We start from the raw sequence: 17,440 nt of genomic DNA, 5'->3' as shown, positions 1-17,440 counted from the left end.
AATCGTTTGCATGCTGGACGATCGCTCGAAGCTGTTGCTCAAGGCGCTGGTGGAACGCTACATCGCCGACGGCCAACCCGTGGGCTCGCGCACACTGGCGCGCGCCGCCGGGCTGGATCTGTCGCCAGCGACCATCCGCAACGTGATGAGCGACCTCGAGGAGCTCGGCCTGATCGCCAGCCCGCACACCTCGGCCGGGCGCGTGCCCACGGCGCGTGGCTACCGCCTGTTCGTGGACACGATGCTGACCGTGCGGCGTGAAGAGCTGCCGCCCGTCTCGGCCATCGGGGCGCCGGGCATCGAATCGCCGCAGCGCGTGATCAGCCAGGCAGCGCACCTGCTCTCCAGCCTGTCCCAGTTCGTCGGGGTGGTCATGGCGCCGCGGCGTGCCTCGGTGTTCCGCCACATCGAGTTCCTGAGCCTGTCGGACCACCGTGTGCTGGTCATCATCGTCTCGCCCGACGGTGAGGTGCAGAACCGCATCATCCATACGCAGGCGAACTTCACACAGTCGCAACTGGTGGAGGCGGCCAACTTCCTCAATGCCCACTACGCCGGCCTCACCATCGAGGCTGTGCGCGAGCGCTTGAAGACCGAGCTCGAAGCCCTGCGCGGCGAGATCGCCGACCTGATGAAGCAGGCGGTGGACATCGGCGCACAGCCCGCCGAGCAGGACGAGGTGGTGGTGGCGGGTGAGCGAAACCTGCTGTCGGTCAGCGAATTCAGCAGCGACCTGGGCAACCTGCGCCGTCTCTTCGACCTGTTCGAGCAGAAGACGAAGTTGGTGCGCCTGCTCGACGTGTCCACCCAGGCCGATGGTGTGCGCATCTACATCGGCGGTGAAAGCCAGGTCGTGCCTTTCGAGGACCTGTCCGTCGTCACCGCCCCCTACGAGGTGGATGGCCAGGTGGTCGGCACGCTGGGCGTGATCGGCCCGCAACGCATGCCCTACGACCGCATGATCCAGATCGTGGACGTGACCGCCAAGCTCGTGAGCAACGCGCTGAGCCACACCAAATAGCGCGAGCGCTTCACGCCCCCACCTACAATCCCGCCCGCGGGCCGTTAGCTCAGTTGGTCAGAGCAGAGGACTCATAATCCTTTGGTCGTTGGTTCAAGCCCAACACGGCCTACCAAAATTTCCTGCTATACTACATGGCTTCGCGGCTGTAGCTCAGTTGGATAGAGTACTTGGCTACGAACCAAGGGGTCGTGGGTTCGAATCCTGCCAGCCGCGCCACAATGAAAAGCCTGCAGTGCCAACGCACTGCAGGCTTTTTTCTTTCACGTCGTGCGCACACCATGAGCAAGGCTTTCACCCGCGAGACCGACGCAGACGATGACGCCGAAGACGGCGTCGCGAGCGTCGTGCCCGGCGGCAAGAACTACATCACGCGTGCCGGCTATGAGCGTCTGCGCCGCGAGTTGATGGTGCTCATGGACGAGGAGCGCCCCAAGGTCGTGGAGGCGGTGCATTGGGCGGCCAAGAACGGCGACCGCTCCGAGAACGGCGACTACCTCTACGGCAAGAAGCGCCTGCGCGAGATTGATCGCCGCATCCGCTTTCTCACCAAGAGGCTGGAAATCGCCGAGGTGGTCGATCCGTCGCTGCACCACGGCGGCGACCAGGTCTTCTTCGGTGCCACCGTGACCTACGCCGACGAGTCCGGGCGCGAGACCACCATCACCATCCTGGGTACCGACGAAGCCGACAGCACGCAAGGGCAGGTGAGTTGGGTTGCGCCGGTGGCGCGCGCCTTGCTCAAGGCGCGCGTGGGCGACGTGGTGAAGCTGGCCGTGCCCGGCGGCACGCAGGAGCTGGAAGTGCTGGCGGTCAGCTACCCGGCGCCGGGCGCCTGATCAACCCGCCTTGGGTGTGCTCTTGAAGCGCTGTGCCTTGAGCACCGACGGCGTGCGCTTGAGGCTGCGCAGCACATCGGCCAGGTGCTGACGGTCGCGCACCGCGACCGAGAAGCGGATGTCGGTAGCGGTCTGTGCCGGCTCGTCGCCCATGTCGACATGGGTGATGTCGGCCTCCACCGCGGCAATGGCCGAGGCCACGCGCGCCAGCACGCCCTTGCCGTTGGTCACCGTCACCAGAACGGTGGTGTCGAAGGAGCGCACCGGCTCTTCGGCCCATTCCACTTCGATGAAGCGCTCGGCGTCGCGGCCGCGCAGGCGGCGCGCCGTCGGGCAGTCTTCGGCGTGCACTACCAGCGCCTCGCCACGGCCCAGGTAGCCGACGATGCGGTCACCGGGGATGGGCTTGCAGCACGGCGCGTACTGCACCGAGAGGCCTTCACTGCCATCGAGCGTGACGCTTTGCGACACGGTCTCTTCGCGCCCTGTGTCGTAGCGTTCGCGGCTGATGAGCAGGGCGTCGGGCTTGAGCCCGGTTTCGGCCAGCAGCACGGCGAGCTTCTTGCCCACCATGCTGGCGATGCGTTTGCCCATGCCGATGTCCGACAACAACTCGGCGCGGTTCTTGTTGCCGGTGAAGCGCAGCAGCTTGTCCCACACGCCGGCCCACTCGCCGGTTTCTTCCGGCAGTTGGGCGATGCCTTCGGAGCGCAGCGCCTGGCGCAGCATGCGCTCGCCCAGTTCCAGCGATTTCTCTTGTGCCGCGGCCTTGAGGTGGTGGCGGATCTTCGATCGCGCGCGCCCGGTCTTCACAAACGACAACCAAGCCGGGTTCGGTTCGGCCTTGTCGTCCGTGATCACCTCCACCACATCGCCATTGGCCAGCTCCGATCGCAACGGGCGTTGCTCGCCGTTGATGCGCCCGCCCACCGTGCGGTGGCCGACATCGCTGTGGATGGCGTAGGCGAAGTCCACCACCGTGGCGCCACGTGGCAACGCCAGGATCTTGCTCTTGGGTGTGAACACATAGACCGCGTCGGGGAAGAGGTCGATCTTGATGTGGTCCCAGAACTCGCTGGCGTCGTGCGTTTCCTGCTGGATGTCCAGCAACGACTGCAGCCATTGCGTGCCCAGGCGTTGCGAGGTCTCGCTGCCTGGCTCGTTGGCCTTGTAGAGCCAGTGCGCGGCCACGCCCGATTCGGCGACCACGTCCATGCTGTGCGTGCGCACCTGGAACTCGATGTTGGTGCCGAACGGGCCCACGAGCGTGGTGTGCAGCGACTGGTAGCCGTTGAGCTTGGGGATGGCGACGTAGTCGCGGAACTTGCCCGGCAAGGGCTTGTAGAGCTGGTGCAGCAGCCCGAGTGCGGTGTAGCAATCGGTTAGCTCGGGCACGACGATGCGAAAACCGTAGATGTCGGTGACCTGGGCGAACGACAGGTGCTTGCTGTCCATCTTGCGGTAGACGGAATACAGCGTCTTCTCGCGCCCCAGGATGCGCACGGACATGCCGTGGCGGCCGAACACGTCCTCCACCTCGCGCTGCACGCGTGCGATCAGGTCCCTGCGCCGGCCGCGGGCGCGATCCAGCGCCTTCGACAACACCTCATAGCGCCAGGGGTTCAGGAAGCGGAAGGCCAGGTCCTGCAGTTCGCGGTAGGTGAAGTTCAGGCCCAGGCGGTGCGCGATGGGGGCGTAGATCTCCAGGGTCTCGCTGCTGATGCGGTGCCACTTGCTGCGCGGCATGTCGCCCATGGTGCGCATGTTGTGGGTGCGGTCGGCCAGCTTGATGAGGATGACGCGCACATCCTTGGCCATGGCCAGCAGCATCTTGCGAAACGATTCCGCCTGGTTCTGCTCGCGCGAGGTGAATTCCAGCTTCTCCAGCTTGGTGAGGCCGTCGACCAGTTCGGCCACCGGCGCGCCGAAGCGCTCCACCAGCTCCTGCTTGGTCACGCCGCAGTCCTCGATCGCGTCGTGCATGAGCGCGGCCATCAGCGCCTGCGCGTCGAGCTTCCATTCCGCGCACTGGGCGGCAACCGCGATCGGGTGGGTGATGTAGGGGTCACCGTTTTTGCGCAGCTGGCCCAGGTGGGCCTCGTCGGCAAAGCGGTAGGCCTGGCGGATGTTCTCGATGTCACCGGCGCCGAGGTAATCGAGCTTGCCCAGCAGTGAGGCAAAGCTGGCCGCGGCGGCGCTCGCAGCAGCGCTGGCCGCGTCTTGCGCCGGGGTCGCCACGGGGCCTTCGGTGGTGGACATCATCGTGCAACTGTAGCGCGATGGGGTGCAAGCTGCCTTGAGCGGCCTGCCTAGGCCATGGGCAGGGCGCAGGAATGTGCTGACCAGAAAAGCACAAAGGCACCGCGGTGGGTGCCTTTGCAAGGGAGCGGGAAGCGCCTCAGATCGGCACTTTTTTGAGCATTTCGAGCCCGACCTTGCCCTCGGCGATCTCGCGCAACGCGGTCACGCCGGGCTTGTTCTTGCTCTCGATCTTGGGGGCGTGGCCCTGGCTGAGCATGCGCGCACGGTAGGTGGCAGCGAGCACGAGCTGGAAGCGGTTGGGAATCTTTTCCAGGCAGTCTTCGACGGTGATGCGTGCCATGTGGGCTCCAAACGATCAGGAAATGTTGAGTGCCCGGAAGGTGTCGCCGCGGGCATTGCGCTGGGCCGCGTACTTCAGGCGCTGCGCGTGAACGATGGCCTTGAGGTCGAACAAGGCCCGTTCGAATAACTCGTTGATTATAACGAAGTCGAAATCCTTGGCGTGCGCCATCTCGGTGGCCGCGTTTTGTAGCCTCACCTCGATCACCTCCGCGCTGTCCTCGGCACGTCGCTCCAGGCGCGAGCGCAACTCCTCCCAGCTTGGCGGCAGGATGAAGACCAGCACCGCGTTCGGAAAGATGCGCTTGACCTGGATGGCACCCTGGTAGTCGATCTCCAGCACCACATCGGCGCCCTGCTTGATGCGCTGCTCCAGCGCCAGCTTGGAGGTGCCGTAGCGGTTGCCGTGCACCTGCGCCCACTCGACGAAGGCGCCCTGCAACACCATCTGGTCGAAGGTGTCCTGGCTCACGAAGTAGTACTCGCGGCCGTGCACCTCCTGGCCGCGGGGCGGGCGTGTGGTGTGCGAGATGGAGGGCTGAACGCGCGCGTCGAGCTCCATGAGTGCCTTCACGAGGCTGGATTTGCCAGCCCCGCTGGGGGCGGCGACGACGAACAGGTTGCCGGGGTAATCCATCAGCGGTTCATTCAAGGTTCTGTACTTGCTCGCGCATCTGCTCGATCAACACTTTCATGTCGACCGAAATGCGGGTGAGCTCGAGGCTGGAGGACTTGGACCCCAGGGTGTTGGCTTCGCGATGCAGTTCCTGGATCAGGAAATCGAGCCGTTTGCCGACTTCGCCGCCGCGCGAGAGCAGGCGATCGATTTCGTCGAGGTGCGAGGCGAGCCGGGTCAGCTCCTCGGCAACGTCGATGCGGATGGCGAAGGCGGTCGCCTCGGCCAGGGCGCGGTCGCGCGCCATGTCGCTGCTGGCGAGTGCCGCGCCGCCCTCGGCGCCGAGCGCCTCGTTCCAGCGGTCCAGAAAGCGCTGGCGCTGCTGGGCGACCAGTTGCGGTATGAGTGGTGCGGCCGCGGCGGCCAGCGTGCGCAGTTGCGCGACGCGTTCGCTCAGCGTGGCCGCAAGGCGCGTGCCCTCGCGCGCACGTGCCTCCAGGAGCTGGCCGATGGCGTGCCGCGTGACATCGACCACGCGTTCCTGCATGTCCTCGGGCAAACGCGGCTGCCGCACCGTGAGTTCCATCACGTTCGCCACCGTCAACGGCTGCGCCTGGGGCAGCCACGTGTGGATCGCGTCCTGGGTGGCGATGAGACGCTGCAGTTCGGCGCTCGACGGCGCGCGCGATGCGGTGTCCTGGCGGTTCTCGAACCAGGCCCGCACCTCGACCTTGCCGCGCTTGAGCGCCTGCGTGAGCAACTCACGCAAGGCGGGTTCGGCAGATCGCAGCTCTTCGGGCAGCTTGAACGCCAGATCGAGAAAGCGGCTGTTGACGGCGCGGATTTCGACCCCGACGGACGGGCTGGAATCGCCCGCGGCCGGCGTGGCGGCACCGCCTTGCTGGGCGGTGGCGTATCCGGTCATGCTGTAAACTGCCATCGCTCTGGGCCGGTCGTGGTGGTGGTCCAAAACGGGGCGTTTCGGAAGCCGGTCGAATTATGTCAAAGGTCAAACCCGCACCCTTGCCGCCCGACACCGTGATCGGTGGTTACCGCATCGTCCGCAAGCTCGCGGCCGGCGGTTTCGGTGTGGTCTATCTGGCCGTCGACACCGAAGGCCAGCAGGTTGCCGTCAAGGAATATCTCCCTTCATCGCTGGCCTCGCGCGCGCCCGGCGAGTTGCTGCCGCAGGTGCAGCCCGAAAAACTGTCGCTGTACCGCCTGGGCCTCAAGAGCTTCTTCGAAGAGGGCCGTGCGCTCGCGCAGATCTCCCACCAGTCGGTGGTGAGCGTGCTCAACTTCTTCCGCGAGAACGAGACCGTCTACATGGTCATGAACTACCTGGAGGGCTCGTCCCTGCAGGAGTTCATCATCACCGCGCGCGAACTCAAGAAGCAGAAGGTGTTCCGCGAATCGACCATCCGCTCCCTCTATGACGAGGTGCTGCGCGGGCTGCGCATCGTGCACCAGCACAAGATGCTGCACCTGGACATCAAGCCGGCCAACATCTTCATCACCGACGACAACCGCGCCGTGCTGATCGACTTCGGCGCCGCGCGCGAGGTGCTGAGCAAGGAAGGCAACTTCATCCGCCCGATGTACACGCCCGGCTTCGCCGCACCCGAGATGTACCGGCGCGATTCGTCCATGGGCCCATGGACCGACATCTACGCCATCGGCGCCTGCATTTACGCCAGCATGCAGGGCTACCCCCCGAACGACGCGCCCCAGCGCCTCGAAAAAGACCGCCTGTCGCTGGCGTTGTCGCGCTTGCGCGGCGTGTACTCCGACAACCTCATCGAGGTGGTCGAATGGTGCATGTCCCTCGACCCACTCTCGCGCCCGCAATCCGTCTTCGCGCTGCAGAAGGAGCTCAGCCGCGAGACCGAGCGCAGCTACACCAAGCTCACGGTGGCCGAGAAGATGCGCCTGCAGTTCGACAACATCGTCTCTGACAAGCAGAAGTCGCTGCTGCGCAAATCCACCGACGTCGGCACCAAGTTCCGATGAAATTCTCGGTCTACCAGATCAGCCGCCAGGGGGGCCGTGAGCGGAACGAGGATCGCATGGGCTACGCGTACACGCGCGAGTCCGGCCTGTTCGTGCTGGCCGACGGCATGGGCGGCCACCCCGAAGGTGCCATGGCGGCCCAGCTCGCGCTGCAGACGCTCTCCGCCTACTTCCAGAAGGCCGCCAACCCCACCGTGCGCGAGGTGCCCGAGTTCCTCTCGAGCGCGCTCATGGCGGCTCACCACCAGATCATCCGTTACGCGGCCGAGAAGGGCATGCTCGACACGCCGCGCACCACGCTGGTCGCGGCCATCATGGAGCGTGGCCACATCCACTGGGTGCATTGCGGCGACTCGCGCCTGTACATCGTGCGCGACGGCCAGCTGCTCACCCGCACGCGCGACCACTCCTACATGGAGCAGCAGGCCCACCTGGGACGCACCACCGAGCACATCAACCGTAACATCCTGTTCACCTGCCTGGGCTCGCCAGCCAAACCCGTCTACGACCTGTCGGGCCCGGTGCAGCTGGTGCAGGGGGACCGCGTGTTGCTGTGCTCCGACGGCCTCTGGGGCACAGTCGAGGACGACGAGATCGTGCACGAACTCTCCGAGCGCCCGCTGGAGCAGGCCATTCCCGAACTCGTGGAAACCGCGCTGCGCCGCGGCGGCGCGCGTTGCGACAACGTGACCGTGCTCGCCATGGAGTGGGAAACCGCCGACGAGTACCAGACCACCCGCGTGTCCACCGACGACATCGAGGAAGGCGTCTTCGCCTCCACCATCCAGTCGGGCGTGCCCGACCCCACCATCGAAGACCTGGACGACGCCGCCATCGAGCGCTCGATCGCCGAGATCAACGCAGCGATCCAGCGCAGCGCCGCGGCGCGCAATTCCTGAGTCTTTCGTTTCTCCCCGAGGTTTTTCATGACGGTTGTCTCCCGACCCGGCCAACGGGCCGCCGATGCCCTGCGCCCGGTGCGCATCACCCGCGGCTACACCATGCACGCCGAAGGCTCGGTGCTCATCGAGTTCGGCAACACCAAGGTGCTGTGCACCGCGTCGGTCGAAGAAAAAGTGCCCCCGCACAAACGCGGCAGCGGGGAGGGCTGGGTGACGGCCGAGTACGGCATGCTGCCGCGCGCCACCCACACCCGCAGCGACCGCGAGGCCGCCAAAGGCAAGCAGAGTGGTCGCACCCAGGAGATCCAGCGCCTCATCGGCCGCTCGCTGCGCGCCGTGTTCGACCTCAAGGCGCTCGGTGAGCGCACCATCTCGCTCGACTGCGACGTGATCCAGGCCGACGGTGGTACCCGCACCGCGGGCATCACCGGCGCCTTCGTGGCCGCACAGGACGCGGTCAATCGCCTGATCGCCGACGGCAAGATCACCGCGTCGCCCATCAAGGACCACGTCGCCGCCATCTCGGTCGGCATCCTCGGCGGCTCGCCGCTGCTTGACCTGGAATACGTGGAAGACTCCGCCTGCGACACCGACATGAACGTGGTGATGACCGGCGCCGGCCACTACGTGGAGGTGCAAGGCACGGCCGAAGGCGCCGCGTTCACGCGCCGCGAGATGGACGCGCTGCTGGCGCTGGCCGAGAAGGGTATTGCCGAGCTGGTGGCGCTGCAGAAGGCCGCCCTGGCGGGCTGAGTCGTGCATGAAGCTGGTTCTGGCGTCCAACAACGCGGGCAAGCTGGCCGAGCTGCAGGACCTGTTCGCGCCGCTGGGTGTGCAACTCGTGCGCCAGGCGGAGCTCGGCATTCCCGAGGCGCCCGAGCCGCACCGCACCTTCATCGAGAACGCGCTGGCCAAGGCGCGCCACGCCGCGCGCATCAGTGGCCTGCCGGCGCTCGCCGATGACGCCGGCCTGTGCGTGGAGGCGTTTGGTGGCCTGCCCGGCGTGGACACGGCCCACTACGCCACGCAACACGGCCTGCCCAAGGGCGACGACCACAACGTGACCGCGCTGCTCGCACAGATGCGTGACGTGAGCGACCGCCGCGCCGCCCTGGTGAGCACGCTGGTGGCCCTGCGCCACGCCGACGACCCCGAACCGCTGGTGGCCACCGGCCGCGCGCCCGGGCTCATCACCGAGCAGCGCATGGGCGAGCACGGCTTCGGTTTCGACCCGGTGATGTTCATTCCTGCTTTGGGCAAGACCTTCGCGCAACTCGACCCCGCGGTGAAGAACCAGCACAGCCACCGCGGCCAGGCCGCGCGCGCCATGCTCGCGCTGATGCGTGAACGCTGGTTTGCGCCCGCGATCTGACCGCACGCTGCCCCCCAATGACCGACACCGCCACGCTGCGCGACCCGCGCCACTGGATGCGCCCCGGCACCTTGCAGCTCACGGCCCTGCCGCCGCTGTCGCTCTACATCCATCTGCCCTGGTGCCTGAAGAAGTGTCCCTACTGCGATTTCAACTCGCACGAATGGAGTGCCACCGCCGCGCCCGGTGAGGCCATGCCCGAGGCGCGCTACCTCGACGCCTTGCGCGCCGACCTGGAGGCCTCGCTGCCGCTGGTGTGGGGGCGCCCGGTGGTCAGCGTGTTCATCGGTGGCGGCACGCCCAGCCTGTTCTCGCCCGAGGCCATCGACCGTTTGCTGGCCGATGTGCGGGCGCGTCTGCCCCTGGAGCCCGATGCCGAGATCACGCTGGAAGCGAATCCCGGTACCTTCGAGCGGGACCGCTTCCGCGCCTTCCGCGAGGCCGGCGTCACCCGGCTGTCGGTGGGCGTGCAGAGCTTTGACGATGCCGCGCTGAAAGCGGTGGGCCGGGTGCACGACAGCCGCCAGGCACGTGCTGCGCTCGATGAAGCCGCGCAGGTCTTTGACACCTTCAACCTTGATCTGATGTACGCGTTGCCGGGCCAGACGCTGGCGATGCTGGAGGCCGACCTGCGCACCGCGTTGTCTTACGCACCGCCGCACCTGTCCGTCTACCACCTCACGCTCGAGCCGAACACGCTGTTCGCCAAGTACCCGCCCACGCTGCCGGGCGACGACGAGGCCTACGACATGCTCGATCGCATCACCGAGCTCACGGTCAGCGCCGGGCTGCAACGCTACGAGGTGTCGGCCTACGCGCGGCCAGGGCATGCCTGCCGGCACAACCTGAACTACTGGCGCTTCGGCGATTACCTCGGCATCGGCGCCGGAGCACACGGCAAGCTCAGCTTCGCGCACCGCGTGGCGCGCACGGTGCGCGTGCGCGAGCCGCGCCTCTACATGGAACGCGCGCTGGCTGGCGATGCGGTGAGCAGCATGGACGAAGTGCCCCGTGCGCAGCTGCCCTTTGAATACATGCTCAACGCCCTGCGCCTGCGCGAGGGCTTCGCGCTGGCCGACTTCATGGCCAGCACCGGGCTGCCGCTGTCCAGCATCGACGCGCCGCTGCGCGAGGCCGAAACGAAGGGCCTGATCGTGCGCGACGGCGGTTGGGTGCGCCCCAGCGAGCGCGGGTTTGACTTCCTCAGCGATCTGCAGGAACTGTTCCTGCCGGCATGAGGCCCGTCAAGTCAGGCTGAAGCCCACGCGGGTGCGGCCTGCGTCCGATTCGGCGGCAGCAAAGCCGTCGTGCATGCGTGCAATGGCCGCAACGATGGACAGGCCCAGGCCATGGTGCGGCTTCTCCAGCTCGCAGCGCGAAGCGTCGGCGCGGAAGAAGCGGTCGAACAGGCGCGGCAAGTGTGAGGGCTCGATCGCCGGGCCCACGTTCTCCACCCACAGGCGGGCGCCGCGCTCGCCCTCGGGCAGGATGCGCACGCACAGGCGCGAGCCCTTCTCGGCATAGCGAATGGCGTTGCCCAGCAGGTTGGACAGCGCGCGCTTGCACAGCGGCTCGTCCACCGCCAGCTTCGCGTCGCCCACGATGTCGATGCCCAGGTTGGCGTCTTCCATCGGCGCCTCGTGGAACTCCACCACCTGACGCACCAGTTCGGCCAGGCTGACTGGTTCGCCACGCCGCGCCTTCACGCCGCGGTCGGCCTGCGCGAGGAACAGCATGTCATTGACGATGCCCGCCATGCGCTGCAGTTCTTCCAGGTTGGAGAGCAGCACCTCTTCCAGCTCGGGCGCTGTGCGCTCACGGCTGAGCGCCACTTCGGTGTGGCCGATCAGGTTGGCCAGCGGCGTGCGCAACTCATGCGCCACGTCGGCGTTGAAGCCCTCCAGCTGCACATAGGTGCGCTCCACCCGCTGCATCAGCCCGTTGAACTGGTCGACCAGGGGTTGCAGCTCTTCGATGGGTTCGGGCAGCGACAGGCGCTGGTCGAGGCGGCGCACGTCCACGGCGCGCGTCTGCGCGGCCAGATCCTGCAGCGGGCGCAGGCTGCAGCGCACGCGCCAGAAGGTGGCCCATGCCACAAAGGCACCACCGGCCAGCGTGGCGGCGATCAGCAGCAGCGCCATGCGCTGGCCGTACTGCGCGTCGCTGGTGCAGTCGATCACCACGCGCGCCTGCAGCGGCGCGCTGCCATCGGCGCGCGCAACCTCGAAGCGCCGCTCGCGCGAGGGCGCCGTCTGTGGGTCGAAGGTAGGTGACGCATCGCGGTAGAACTCGCTGCCGTCGGCCCGCAGCACCTGTACGAAGGTACCCGGCTGGCGTTCGCCCAGCCAGGCGAGCTTGTTGGCCATCTCGGCTTCGCCGCCTTTGGCGTCGGCCTCGCGCAGCACCTCGGCGAGCACCGCCGAATAGCCCTGGAGGTGTTCGTCCTGCTTGGACACGAACATCATGTGCGTGACGCCATAGATGGCGGCCAGCAGCACGCCCAGACCAATGATGGTCTGCAGCGCCAGCAGCAGCGACAGGCGTTTGCCGATCGAGTAGGTGCACGGCGTGGGCGGCACCTTGAGGTCGCTCGCGGCGGCGGCCACGGCCTGGGTGTTCATTCGGAAACCTCCGTGCAGCGCACTGCGGTGCGAGCGTCTTCGGGCGGCCGGGCGGCGCTCATGCTCATGTACGGTCCTCCAGCACATAGCCCATGCCGCGCACGTTGTGCAGCAGCTTGGGCCGGAACGGGTCATCCATCTTGGCGCGCAGGCGCCGGATGGCGACCTCGACCACGTTGGTGTCGGAGTCGAAGTTCATGTCCCACACCTGCTCGGCCAGTGTGGTGCGAGAGAGGATCTGCCCCTTGCGCCGCGCCAGCAGCGCCAGCAGCGAGAACTCCTTGGCGGTGAGTTCCAGCCGCTGGCCGTCGCGCCAGGCCTTGCGGCCGATCAGGTCCATCTCGAGGTTGTTGATCGTGAGCTTCGTGTTGGTGGCTTCGGTGTGCGCCGGGCCGCGGCGCAGCAGTGCGGCCACGCGTGCCAGCAGTTCGGAGAAGGCGAAGGGCTTGACGAGGTAGTCGTCGGCCCCGGCCTGCAGCCCGCGCACACGGTCTTCCACCAGATCGCGCGCGGTCAGCATGAGCACGGGCGTGTTGTGCTTCTCGCGCAGGGACGCGAGCACGCCGAAACCGTCCACCCCGGGCAGCATGATGTCGAGCACCACGAGCTGGTAGTCGCCCTCGGTGGCTAGGTAACGGCCCTCGATGCCGTCACGCGCCACGTCCACCGTATAGCCGGCCTCCGACAGACCACGTTTGACGTAGTCGGCCAGTTTGGCTTCGTCTTCGATGACCAGGATGCGCATGGCGATGGGGCAGGGGCGTGACAGGGCATGGCGCAGTTCGCGCGATGCGAAATTGTCACGGAAAGTGACCCATTTTTGGGTTACGGATCGGTAATTCTGGCGTTCGGAATCTGACAGATGCGGTTTCTACAGTTCACCCCATGCCGACACAAAACGGCATGTGGTGTGTCCCCCCTTCAATCTGTCTGTCGTCTTCAAAGGAACTGTCATGAAAGCTGCTCTTCTCCCCATCGCCTTCGCCCTGACCGCCGGTGCCGCCTTCGCCGAAGGCCCGATCCAGGGCAACGAAGTGTTCAACTTCCAGTCGACCCTGAGCCGCGCCGAAGTGCAAGCCCAGGTGGCACCCGCCTACAAGGCCGACGTCATCGCCCGCGGCGAAGCCAGCGGCGGCCAGGACCAGGCCACCACCATCGCCAGCAACGTGACCCGCGCCCAAGTGCAGGCCGAAGCCGCCGCAGCTTACCGCCTGGGCGTGGTCGCCAGCGGCGAGATCCTGCCGGTGCCGACCGCCGAGCAAGCCGAGCAGATCCGCCTGGCCGGCCTGCGTGCCGTGCAGAGCATCACCGCCGCGAACTGATCGCCGCGCCCCGCGTTTTCGTCTCCTCCAAGTTGAAAAGGGCAGCCCACGGGCTGCCCTTTTTTTCGTTCTGGCGGAGACGGTGAGATTCGAACTCACGGACCCTTGCGGGTCGGCAGTTTTCAAGACTGCTGGTTTAAACCACTCACCCACGTCTCCGCAGCGGGTGGGATTCTAGTGCGGAGGACGTTCAGGCGGGTTGTGCGTGGCGCAGCAGGCCGCGCGTTTCGATGAATCGCACGACGTCGTCGACGCCCGCGAGCGTCTTGAGGTTGGTCATCACCCAGGGGCGGCGTTGCGGGTCGGGGCGCATGCGTGCGGTGTCTGCCTGCATCACGGCCAGGTCCGCGCCCACGTGCGGGGCCAGGTCGGTCTTGTTGATGACGAAGAGATCGCTCTTGGTGATGCCGGGCCCGCCCTTGCGCGGAATTTTCTCGCCCGCGGCGACGTCGATCACATAGATGGTGAGGTCGCTCAGCTCGGGGCTGAAGGTGGCAGCGAGGTTGTCGCCGCCGCTTTCCACGAAGACCACGTCGGCATTGGGGAAGCGCTCCAGCATGCGGTCGATTGCTTCGAGGTTGATCGAGGCGTCCTCGCGGATGGCGGTGTGCGGGCAGCCGCCGGTTTCCACCCCCAGGATGCGCTCGGCCTCCAGCGCGCCGCTGATGGTGAGCAGGCGCTGGTCTTCCTTGGTGTAGATGTCGTTGGTGATGGCGATGAGGTCGTAGCGCTCGCGCATGGCCTTGCACAGCATTTCGAGCAGCGTGGTCTTGCCGGAGCCGACCGGACCGCCGATGCCCACGCGCAACGGGGGTAGGGCTTTGGTGCGGTTCGGGATGTGGTGCAGCGTCATGATCGGAACAGGCGTGAGTACTGGGTTTCGTGGCGTGACGAGAGGATGGCGAGCATGGGGGTGAAGGCCTGGCGTTGATCGTCCTCCAGGGCGAGCGCTTCGTCCACCGCAGCAGGAATGGCCTGGACCAGGCGCGCCAGCAGGCGCTGGCCAGTGCCCTGGCCCAGCGGCACCGCCTTGATGGCGGCCTGCACCATGTTCTCGGCCCAACCAAAGGCCAGGCCAACGAGCGCGTCGCGCGGTGTGGCCTCGCCGTGCGCGGCGGCGCAGGCGCTGGCCACGGGCCAGGTGGGCGGGTCCAGTCGCGCATCGGTCAGTTGCCGCAGCAGCGGCGCGCCGAAGTCGCCCAGCGACTGCGCCCAGGCCAGCAGCGAGCGGCCCATCTGTTCGGCCTGCAGCCGCAGTTCGCTCGTCTCGCGTGTGTGGAGCACCCAGGCGTTGAGGTCGCGCACGCGTGCCAGATCGTTCGCACGCCAGGCCATGATGGCTTGCGCCGCGACCGCGAAGTCGCTGCGCGCGGGGCCGATCAGCAATTGATCGACCAGCCAGGCCGCGGCGGTGGCTTCGTCGTGCACGCGGCCCGCGTCGACCGCGGCCTCCAACCCTTCGGAGTACGAAAAGCCGCCGACCGGCAGCGCGGGCGAGGCCAGCCAGAGCGTGCGCAGCAGGGCGCCATCAGTGGCCATGGTCATCGTAGTGTGGGGGATCGTGGGGGTGGTGCTGGTGCGGTTGTTCGTGTCCGTGGCCGTGAGCGTGGACACCGTGCCCGTGCCCGTGCCCGTGCGAATTGCCATGCCCGCCATACGCGCCACTCTCCGGTTCAAAGGGCTCTTTCGCCTCCACCACGGTCAGGTGCATCGCGCGCAGCATGTCGGCCAGCACATGGTCGGGCTCGATCTTGAGGTGGTCCGCTCGCAACTCGATAGGCACGTGGCGGTTGCCGAGGTGGTAGGCCGCGCGCATGAGGTCGAAGGCCTGCTCGGCCGCGGGGTGGTCGGGGCAGGGGGTGATGCAAAGCACCGGCTGCGGCGCCGCCACCACGCGCACCAGTTCGCCGTCGGCCGTGACCAGCACGTCGCCGCCGCGCACCACGCTGCCGCGCGGCAGGAAGACGGCGAGCTGGCGGCCGTCGCTGAGCGGCGCATCGAAGCGGCTCTTCTGGCGCACGTCCCAATCGAGTTCGACCGTGGGCGCACGTCGCAACAGCACGGCGGCGAGGCCCTGGCCCCGGGGAATGAGCTTTGCGGCTTGCAGCATCAGAAGAGGAAGTAGCGCTGCGCCATGGGCAGCACGGTGGCGGGCTCGCAGGTGAGCAATTGGCCGTCGGCGCGCACGCTGTAGGTCTGCGCGTCGATCTCCATGGTCGGCAGCCAGGCGTTGTGCACCATGTGCCGCTTGGTCACGCCGCGGCAGCCCTGCACAGCCGAGAGGGTTTTCTGCAGTCCGTAGCGTTGGCCCACGCCAGCCTGCAGCGCCGCTTGTGAGACGAAGCTCAGGCTGCTGCGCGCGAGCGCCCCGCCGAGCGAGCCGAACTGCGGGCGAAAGTGCACCGGCTGCGGGGTGGGGATGGAGGCGTTCGGGTCGCCCATGGCGGCCAGCGCGATGCTGCCACCCTTGAGCACCAAGAAGGGCTTGACACCGAAGAACGCCGGCTTCCACAGCACGAGATCGGCCCACTTGCCCACCTCCAGCGAGCCCACGATGTGCGAGATGCCGTGAGCAATGGCGGGGTTGATCGTGTACTTGGCGATGTAGCGCTTGACCCGGAAGTTGTCGTTGCGCGATGAGTCCTCCGCCAGCGTGCCGCGCTGCGCGTTCATCTTGTGCGCGGTCTGCCAGGTGCGGATGATCACCTCGCCCACGCGGCCCATGGCCTGGCTGTCACTGCTCATCATGCTGATCGCGCCCAGGTCGTGCAGGATGTCCTCGGCCGCGATGGTTTCCTTGCGGATTCGGCTCTCCGCGAAGGCCAGGTCCTCGGGGATGCCGGCGTCCAGGTGGTGGCAGACCATGAGCATGTCGACGTGTTCGTCGAGCGTATTCACGGTGTAGGGCATGGTGGGGTTGGTGGAGGAGGGCAGGAAGTTCGCCTCGCCCACCACGCGCATGATGTCGGGTGCGTGGCCACCACCCGCGCCTTCGGTGTGGAAGGCGCAGAGCGTGCGGCCCTTGGTGGCTTCGATGGTGTTCTCCACGAAGCCCGATTCGTTGAGCGTGTCGCTGTGGATGGCGACCTGCGTGTCGCTTTCTTCGGCCACCGCGAGGCACTGGTCGATCGCCGAGGGCGTGGTGCCCCAGTCTTCGTGCAGCTTCATGCCGATCACGCCGGCCTCGATCTGCTCGCGCAGCGCGTCCGGCCGGCTGGCGTTGCCCTTGCCCAGGAAGCCGATGTTCATCGGTAGCCCGTCGGCCGCCTGCAGCATGCGCTCGATGTGCCAGGGCCCCGGTGTGCAGGTGGTGGCAAAGGTACCGGTGGCCGGGCCGGTGCCGCCCCCGAGCATGGTGGTGATGCCCGAGGCCAGCGCCTCGTCCACCTGCTGCGGGCAGATGAAGTGGATATGGCTGTCGATGCCGCCGGCGGTGACGATCATGCCCTCGCAGGCAATCACTTCGGTACCCGGGCCGATCACGATGTCGACACCCGGTTGCGTGTCGGGGTTGCCGGCCTTGCCGATGGCGGCGATACGGCCGTCCTTCAGGCCGATGTCGGCCTTGACGATGCCCCAGTGGTCAATGATGAGCGCATTGGTGAGCACCGTGTCAACGGCGCCCTGCGCGCGCGAGCGCTGCGATTGCGCCATGCCGTCGCGGATGGTCTTGCCACCGCCGAACTTCACCTCCTCGCCGTAGCCGCCGGCGGACAGGGTGAAGTCTTTTTCCACCTCGATCAGCAGGCCGGTGTCGGCCAGGCGCACGCGGTCGCCCACGGTGGGGCCGAACATGTCGGCGTAAGCGCGTCGGTTGATGGTGGCCATCACAACTTTCCTTGAACGAGGGCGCGAAAGCCGTACACCACACGCTCGCCCGCGTAGTCCACCAGCTCCACCGTGCGTTGCTGCCCGGGTTCGAAGCGCACCGCGGTGCCGCTGGCGATGTTCAGGCGCATGCCGCGCGCCGCTGCACGGTCGAAGTCGAGGGCGCCGTTGGTTTCGGCGAAGTGGTAGTGCGAGCCGACCTGAATCGGCCGGTTCGCGCTGTTCTTAACCACCAGTGTGAGCGTGCGCCGGCCCGGGTTGAGGGCGTGCTCGCCGTCGTCGATGAGGTACTCGCCGGGGATCAACGC

The 17,440-nt window shown here is 67.0% G+C and carries 19 protein-coding genes and 3 tRNA genes; 10 read left to right on the top strand and 12 right to left on the bottom strand.

From position 1 onward, the window contains the following. Positions 1–10 precede the first annotated feature (10 nt). The 4 genes from hrcA to greB all read left to right on the top strand — a co-directional run bounded on the left by hrcA (position 11) and on the right by greB (position 1,860). Complete coding sequence (gene hrcA, locus M3149_RS15895; protein WP_251710520.1) at positions 11–1,021, top strand: heat-inducible transcriptional repressor HrcA; 1,011 nt, start codon at positions 11–13, stop codon at positions 1,019–1,021. Positions 1,022–1,059: 38 nt separating this feature from the next. Continuing rightward, positions 1,060–1,136: transfer RNA gene (locus tag M3149_RS15890), tRNA-Ile, on the top strand. 27 nt (positions 1,137–1,163) lie between these two features. After that, positions 1,164–1,240 (top strand) — tRNA-Arg (locus M3149_RS15885). A gap of 62 nt (positions 1,241–1,302) precedes the next feature. Further along, a complete protein-coding gene (gene greB, locus M3149_RS15880) occupies positions 1,303–1,860 on the top strand; it encodes a transcription elongation factor GreB (protein ID WP_251710519.1) in 558 nt (185 codons plus the stop codon). Here the strand turns inward: greB and M3149_RS15875 are convergent, their stop codons facing one another. From M3149_RS15875 to M3149_RS15860, 4 genes are all read right to left on the bottom strand, one after another. Continuing rightward, a complete protein-coding gene (locus tag M3149_RS15875; protein ID WP_251710518.1) occupies positions 1,861–4,122 on the bottom strand; it encodes a RelA/SpoT family protein in 2,262 nt (753 codons plus the stop codon). Between the two features lie 136 nt (positions 4,123–4,258). Beyond that, a complete protein-coding gene (rpoZ, locus tag M3149_RS15870; protein WP_251710517.1) occupies positions 4,259–4,462 on the bottom strand; it encodes a DNA-directed RNA polymerase subunit omega in 204 nt (67 codons plus the stop codon). 15 nt (positions 4,463–4,477) lie between these two features. Continuing rightward, positions 4,478–5,098 carry a guanylate kinase gene (gene gmk, locus M3149_RS15865; protein WP_251710573.1) on the bottom strand — a complete coding sequence of 207 codons (621 nt, stop codon included), beginning with the start codon at positions 5,096–5,098 and terminating at the stop codon, positions 4,478–4,480. 7 nt (positions 5,099–5,105) lie between these two features. Then, complete coding sequence (locus M3149_RS15860; RefSeq protein WP_251710516.1) at positions 5,106–6,017, bottom strand: YicC/YloC family endoribonuclease; 912 nt, start codon at positions 6,015–6,017, stop codon at positions 5,106–5,108. Positions 6,018–6,076: 59 nt separating this feature from the next. Between M3149_RS15860 and M3149_RS15855 the strand changes: the two genes are divergently transcribed. Genes M3149_RS15855 through hemW form a run of 5 tightly spaced genes read left to right on the top strand, consistent with a single transcriptional unit; the run spans position 6,077 to position 10,599 of the window. Next, the gene (locus M3149_RS15855; RefSeq protein ID WP_251710515.1) at positions 6,077–7,087 is read left to right on the top strand and encodes a serine/threonine protein kinase; all 1,011 of its coding nucleotides are present in this window, start codon (positions 6,077–6,079) and stop codon (positions 7,085–7,087) included. After that, positions 7,084–7,986, top strand: a complete 903-nt coding sequence (locus tag M3149_RS15850; protein WP_251710514.1) for a PP2C family protein-serine/threonine phosphatase — start codon at positions 7,084–7,086, stop codon at positions 7,984–7,986. The genes M3149_RS15855 and M3149_RS15850 overlap by 4 nt, the downstream gene beginning before the upstream one ends. A 27-nt stretch (positions 7,987–8,013) precedes the next feature. Continuing rightward, the gene (gene rph, locus M3149_RS15845; RefSeq protein ID WP_251710513.1) at positions 8,014–8,742 is read left to right on the top strand and encodes a ribonuclease PH; all 729 of its coding nucleotides are present in this window, start codon (positions 8,014–8,016) and stop codon (positions 8,740–8,742) included. Between the two features lie 7 nt (positions 8,743–8,749). Continuing rightward, entirely contained in the window at positions 8,750–9,361 is a 612-nt protein-coding gene (rdgB, locus tag M3149_RS15840) for an RdgB/HAM1 family non-canonical purine NTP pyrophosphatase (RefSeq protein WP_251710512.1), read from the top strand. 17 nt (positions 9,362–9,378) lie between these two features. Continuing rightward, positions 9,379–10,599 (top strand): radical SAM family heme chaperone HemW, encoded by a 1,221-nt coding sequence (hemW, locus tag M3149_RS15835; protein ID WP_251710511.1) that lies wholly within the window; start codon positions 9,379–9,381, stop codon positions 10,597–10,599. A 6-nt stretch (positions 10,600–10,605) separates the two neighbouring features. Here hemW and M3149_RS15830 read toward each other — a convergent pair whose 3' ends face one another. Further along, positions 10,606–11,982 (bottom strand): heavy metal sensor histidine kinase, encoded by a 1,377-nt coding sequence (locus M3149_RS15830; protein ID WP_251710510.1) that lies wholly within the window; start codon positions 11,980–11,982, stop codon positions 10,606–10,608. 64 nt (positions 11,983–12,046) lie between these two features. After that, positions 12,047–12,727, bottom strand: a complete 681-nt coding sequence (locus tag M3149_RS15825) for a heavy metal response regulator transcription factor (RefSeq protein ID WP_251710509.1) — start codon at positions 12,725–12,727, stop codon at positions 12,047–12,049. 208 nt (positions 12,728–12,935) lie between these two features. Here M3149_RS15825 and M3149_RS15820 point away from each other — a divergent pair, with 208 nt between their 5' ends. Continuing rightward, a complete protein-coding gene (locus M3149_RS15820; protein ID WP_251710508.1) occupies positions 12,936–13,304 on the top strand; it encodes a DUF4148 domain-containing protein in 369 nt (122 codons plus the stop codon). A gap of 71 nt (positions 13,305–13,375) precedes the next feature. Here M3149_RS15820 and M3149_RS15815 read toward each other — a convergent pair. The 6 genes from M3149_RS15815 to M3149_RS15790 all read right to left on the bottom strand — a co-directional run bounded on the left by M3149_RS15815 (position 13,376) and on the right by M3149_RS15790 (position 17,437). After that, positions 13,376–13,463: transfer RNA gene (locus tag M3149_RS15815), tRNA-Ser, on the bottom strand. A gap of 31 nt (positions 13,464–13,494) precedes the next feature. After that, entirely contained in the window at positions 13,495–14,157 is a 663-nt protein-coding gene (gene ureG, locus M3149_RS15810; protein WP_251710507.1) for an urease accessory protein UreG, read from the bottom strand. After that, the gene (locus tag M3149_RS15805) at positions 14,154–14,849 is read right to left on the bottom strand and encodes an urease accessory protein UreF (protein ID WP_435370753.1); all 696 of its coding nucleotides are present in this window, start codon (positions 14,847–14,849) and stop codon (positions 14,154–14,156) included. The genes ureG and M3149_RS15805 overlap by 4 nt, the downstream gene beginning before the upstream one ends. Further along, on the bottom strand, positions 14,833–15,414 hold the full coding sequence (gene ureE, locus M3149_RS15800; protein WP_251710505.1) for an urease accessory protein UreE: 582 nt from the start codon (positions 15,412–15,414) through the stop codon (positions 14,833–14,835). Before ureE ends, M3149_RS15805 begins: the two co-directional genes overlap by 17 nt. Next, positions 15,414–17,132 carry an urease subunit alpha gene (gene ureC, locus M3149_RS15795; protein WP_251710504.1) on the bottom strand — a complete coding sequence of 573 codons (1,719 nt, stop codon included), beginning with the start codon at positions 17,130–17,132 and terminating at the stop codon, positions 15,414–15,416. The genes ureE and ureC overlap by 1 nt, the downstream gene beginning before the upstream one ends. After that, the gene (locus tag M3149_RS15790) at positions 17,132–17,437 is read right to left on the bottom strand and encodes an urease subunit beta (RefSeq protein WP_251710503.1); all 306 of its coding nucleotides are present in this window, start codon (positions 17,435–17,437) and stop codon (positions 17,132–17,134) included. The genes ureC and M3149_RS15790 overlap by 1 nt, the downstream gene beginning before the upstream one ends. Between the last annotated feature and the right edge of the window lie 3 nt (positions 17,438–17,440).

Origin of the sequence: Hydrogenophaga intermedia (assembly GCF_023715105.1) — a bacterium.
Taxonomy (GTDB): Bacteria; Pseudomonadota; Gammaproteobacteria; order Burkholderiales; family Burkholderiaceae_C; genus Hydrogenophaga; species Hydrogenophaga intermedia_A.
The sequence above is the reverse complement of the archived record's forward strand: the minus strand, read 5'-3'. Positions and strand labels throughout refer to the sequence as shown.

Excerpts from the sequence above, each read along its gene's own strand:
- hrcA (WP_251710520.1), top strand. The coding sequence starts at position 11 with ATGCTGGACGATCGCTCGAAGCTGTTGCTCAAGGCGCTGGTGGAACGC.
- greB (WP_251710519.1), top strand. The coding sequence starts at position 1,303 with ATGAGCAAGGCTTTCACCCGCGAGACCGACGCAGACGATGACGCCGAA.
- M3149_RS15875 (WP_251710518.1), bottom strand. The coding sequence starts at position 4,122 with ATGATGTCCACCACCGAAGGCCCCGTGGCGACCCCGGCGCAAGACGCG.
- rpoZ (WP_251710517.1), bottom strand. The coding sequence starts at position 4,462 with ATGGCACGCATCACCGTCGAAGACTGCCTGGAAAAGATTCCCAACCGC.
- gmk (WP_251710573.1), bottom strand. The coding sequence starts at position 5,098 with ATGGATTACCCCGGCAACCTGTTCGTCGTCGCCGCCCCCAGCGGGGCT.
- M3149_RS15860 (WP_251710516.1), bottom strand. The coding sequence starts at position 6,017 with ATGGCAGTTTACAGCATGACCGGATACGCCACCGCCCAGCAAGGCGGT.
- M3149_RS15855 (WP_251710515.1), top strand. The coding sequence starts at position 6,077 with ATGTCAAAGGTCAAACCCGCACCCTTGCCGCCCGACACCGTGATCGGT.
- M3149_RS15850 (WP_251710514.1), top strand. The coding sequence starts at position 7,084 with ATGAAATTCTCGGTCTACCAGATCAGCCGCCAGGGGGGCCGTGAGCGG.
- rph (WP_251710513.1), top strand. The coding sequence starts at position 8,014 with ATGACGGTTGTCTCCCGACCCGGCCAACGGGCCGCCGATGCCCTGCGC.
- rdgB (WP_251710512.1), top strand. The coding sequence starts at position 8,750 with ATGAAGCTGGTTCTGGCGTCCAACAACGCGGGCAAGCTGGCCGAGCTG.
- hemW (WP_251710511.1), top strand. The coding sequence starts at position 9,379 with ATGACCGACACCGCCACGCTGCGCGACCCGCGCCACTGGATGCGCCCC.
- M3149_RS15830 (WP_251710510.1), bottom strand. The coding sequence starts at position 11,982 with ATGAACACCCAGGCCGTGGCCGCCGCCGCGAGCGACCTCAAGGTGCCG.
- M3149_RS15825 (WP_251710509.1), bottom strand. The coding sequence starts at position 12,727 with ATGCGCATCCTGGTCATCGAAGACGAAGCCAAACTGGCCGACTACGTC.
- M3149_RS15820 (WP_251710508.1), top strand. The coding sequence starts at position 12,936 with ATGAAAGCTGCTCTTCTCCCCATCGCCTTCGCCCTGACCGCCGGTGCC.
- ureG (WP_251710507.1), bottom strand. The coding sequence starts at position 14,157 with ATGACGCTGCACCACATCCCGAACCGCACCAAAGCCCTACCCCCGTTG.
- M3149_RS15805 (WP_435370753.1), bottom strand. The coding sequence starts at position 14,849 with ATGACCATGGCCACTGATGGCGCCCTGCTGCGCACGCTCTGGCTGGCC.
- ureE (WP_251710505.1), bottom strand. The coding sequence starts at position 15,414 with ATGCTGCAAGCCGCAAAGCTCATTCCCCGGGGCCAGGGCCTCGCCGCC.
- ureC (WP_251710504.1), bottom strand. The coding sequence starts at position 17,132 with ATGGCCACCATCAACCGACGCGCTTACGCCGACATGTTCGGCCCCACC.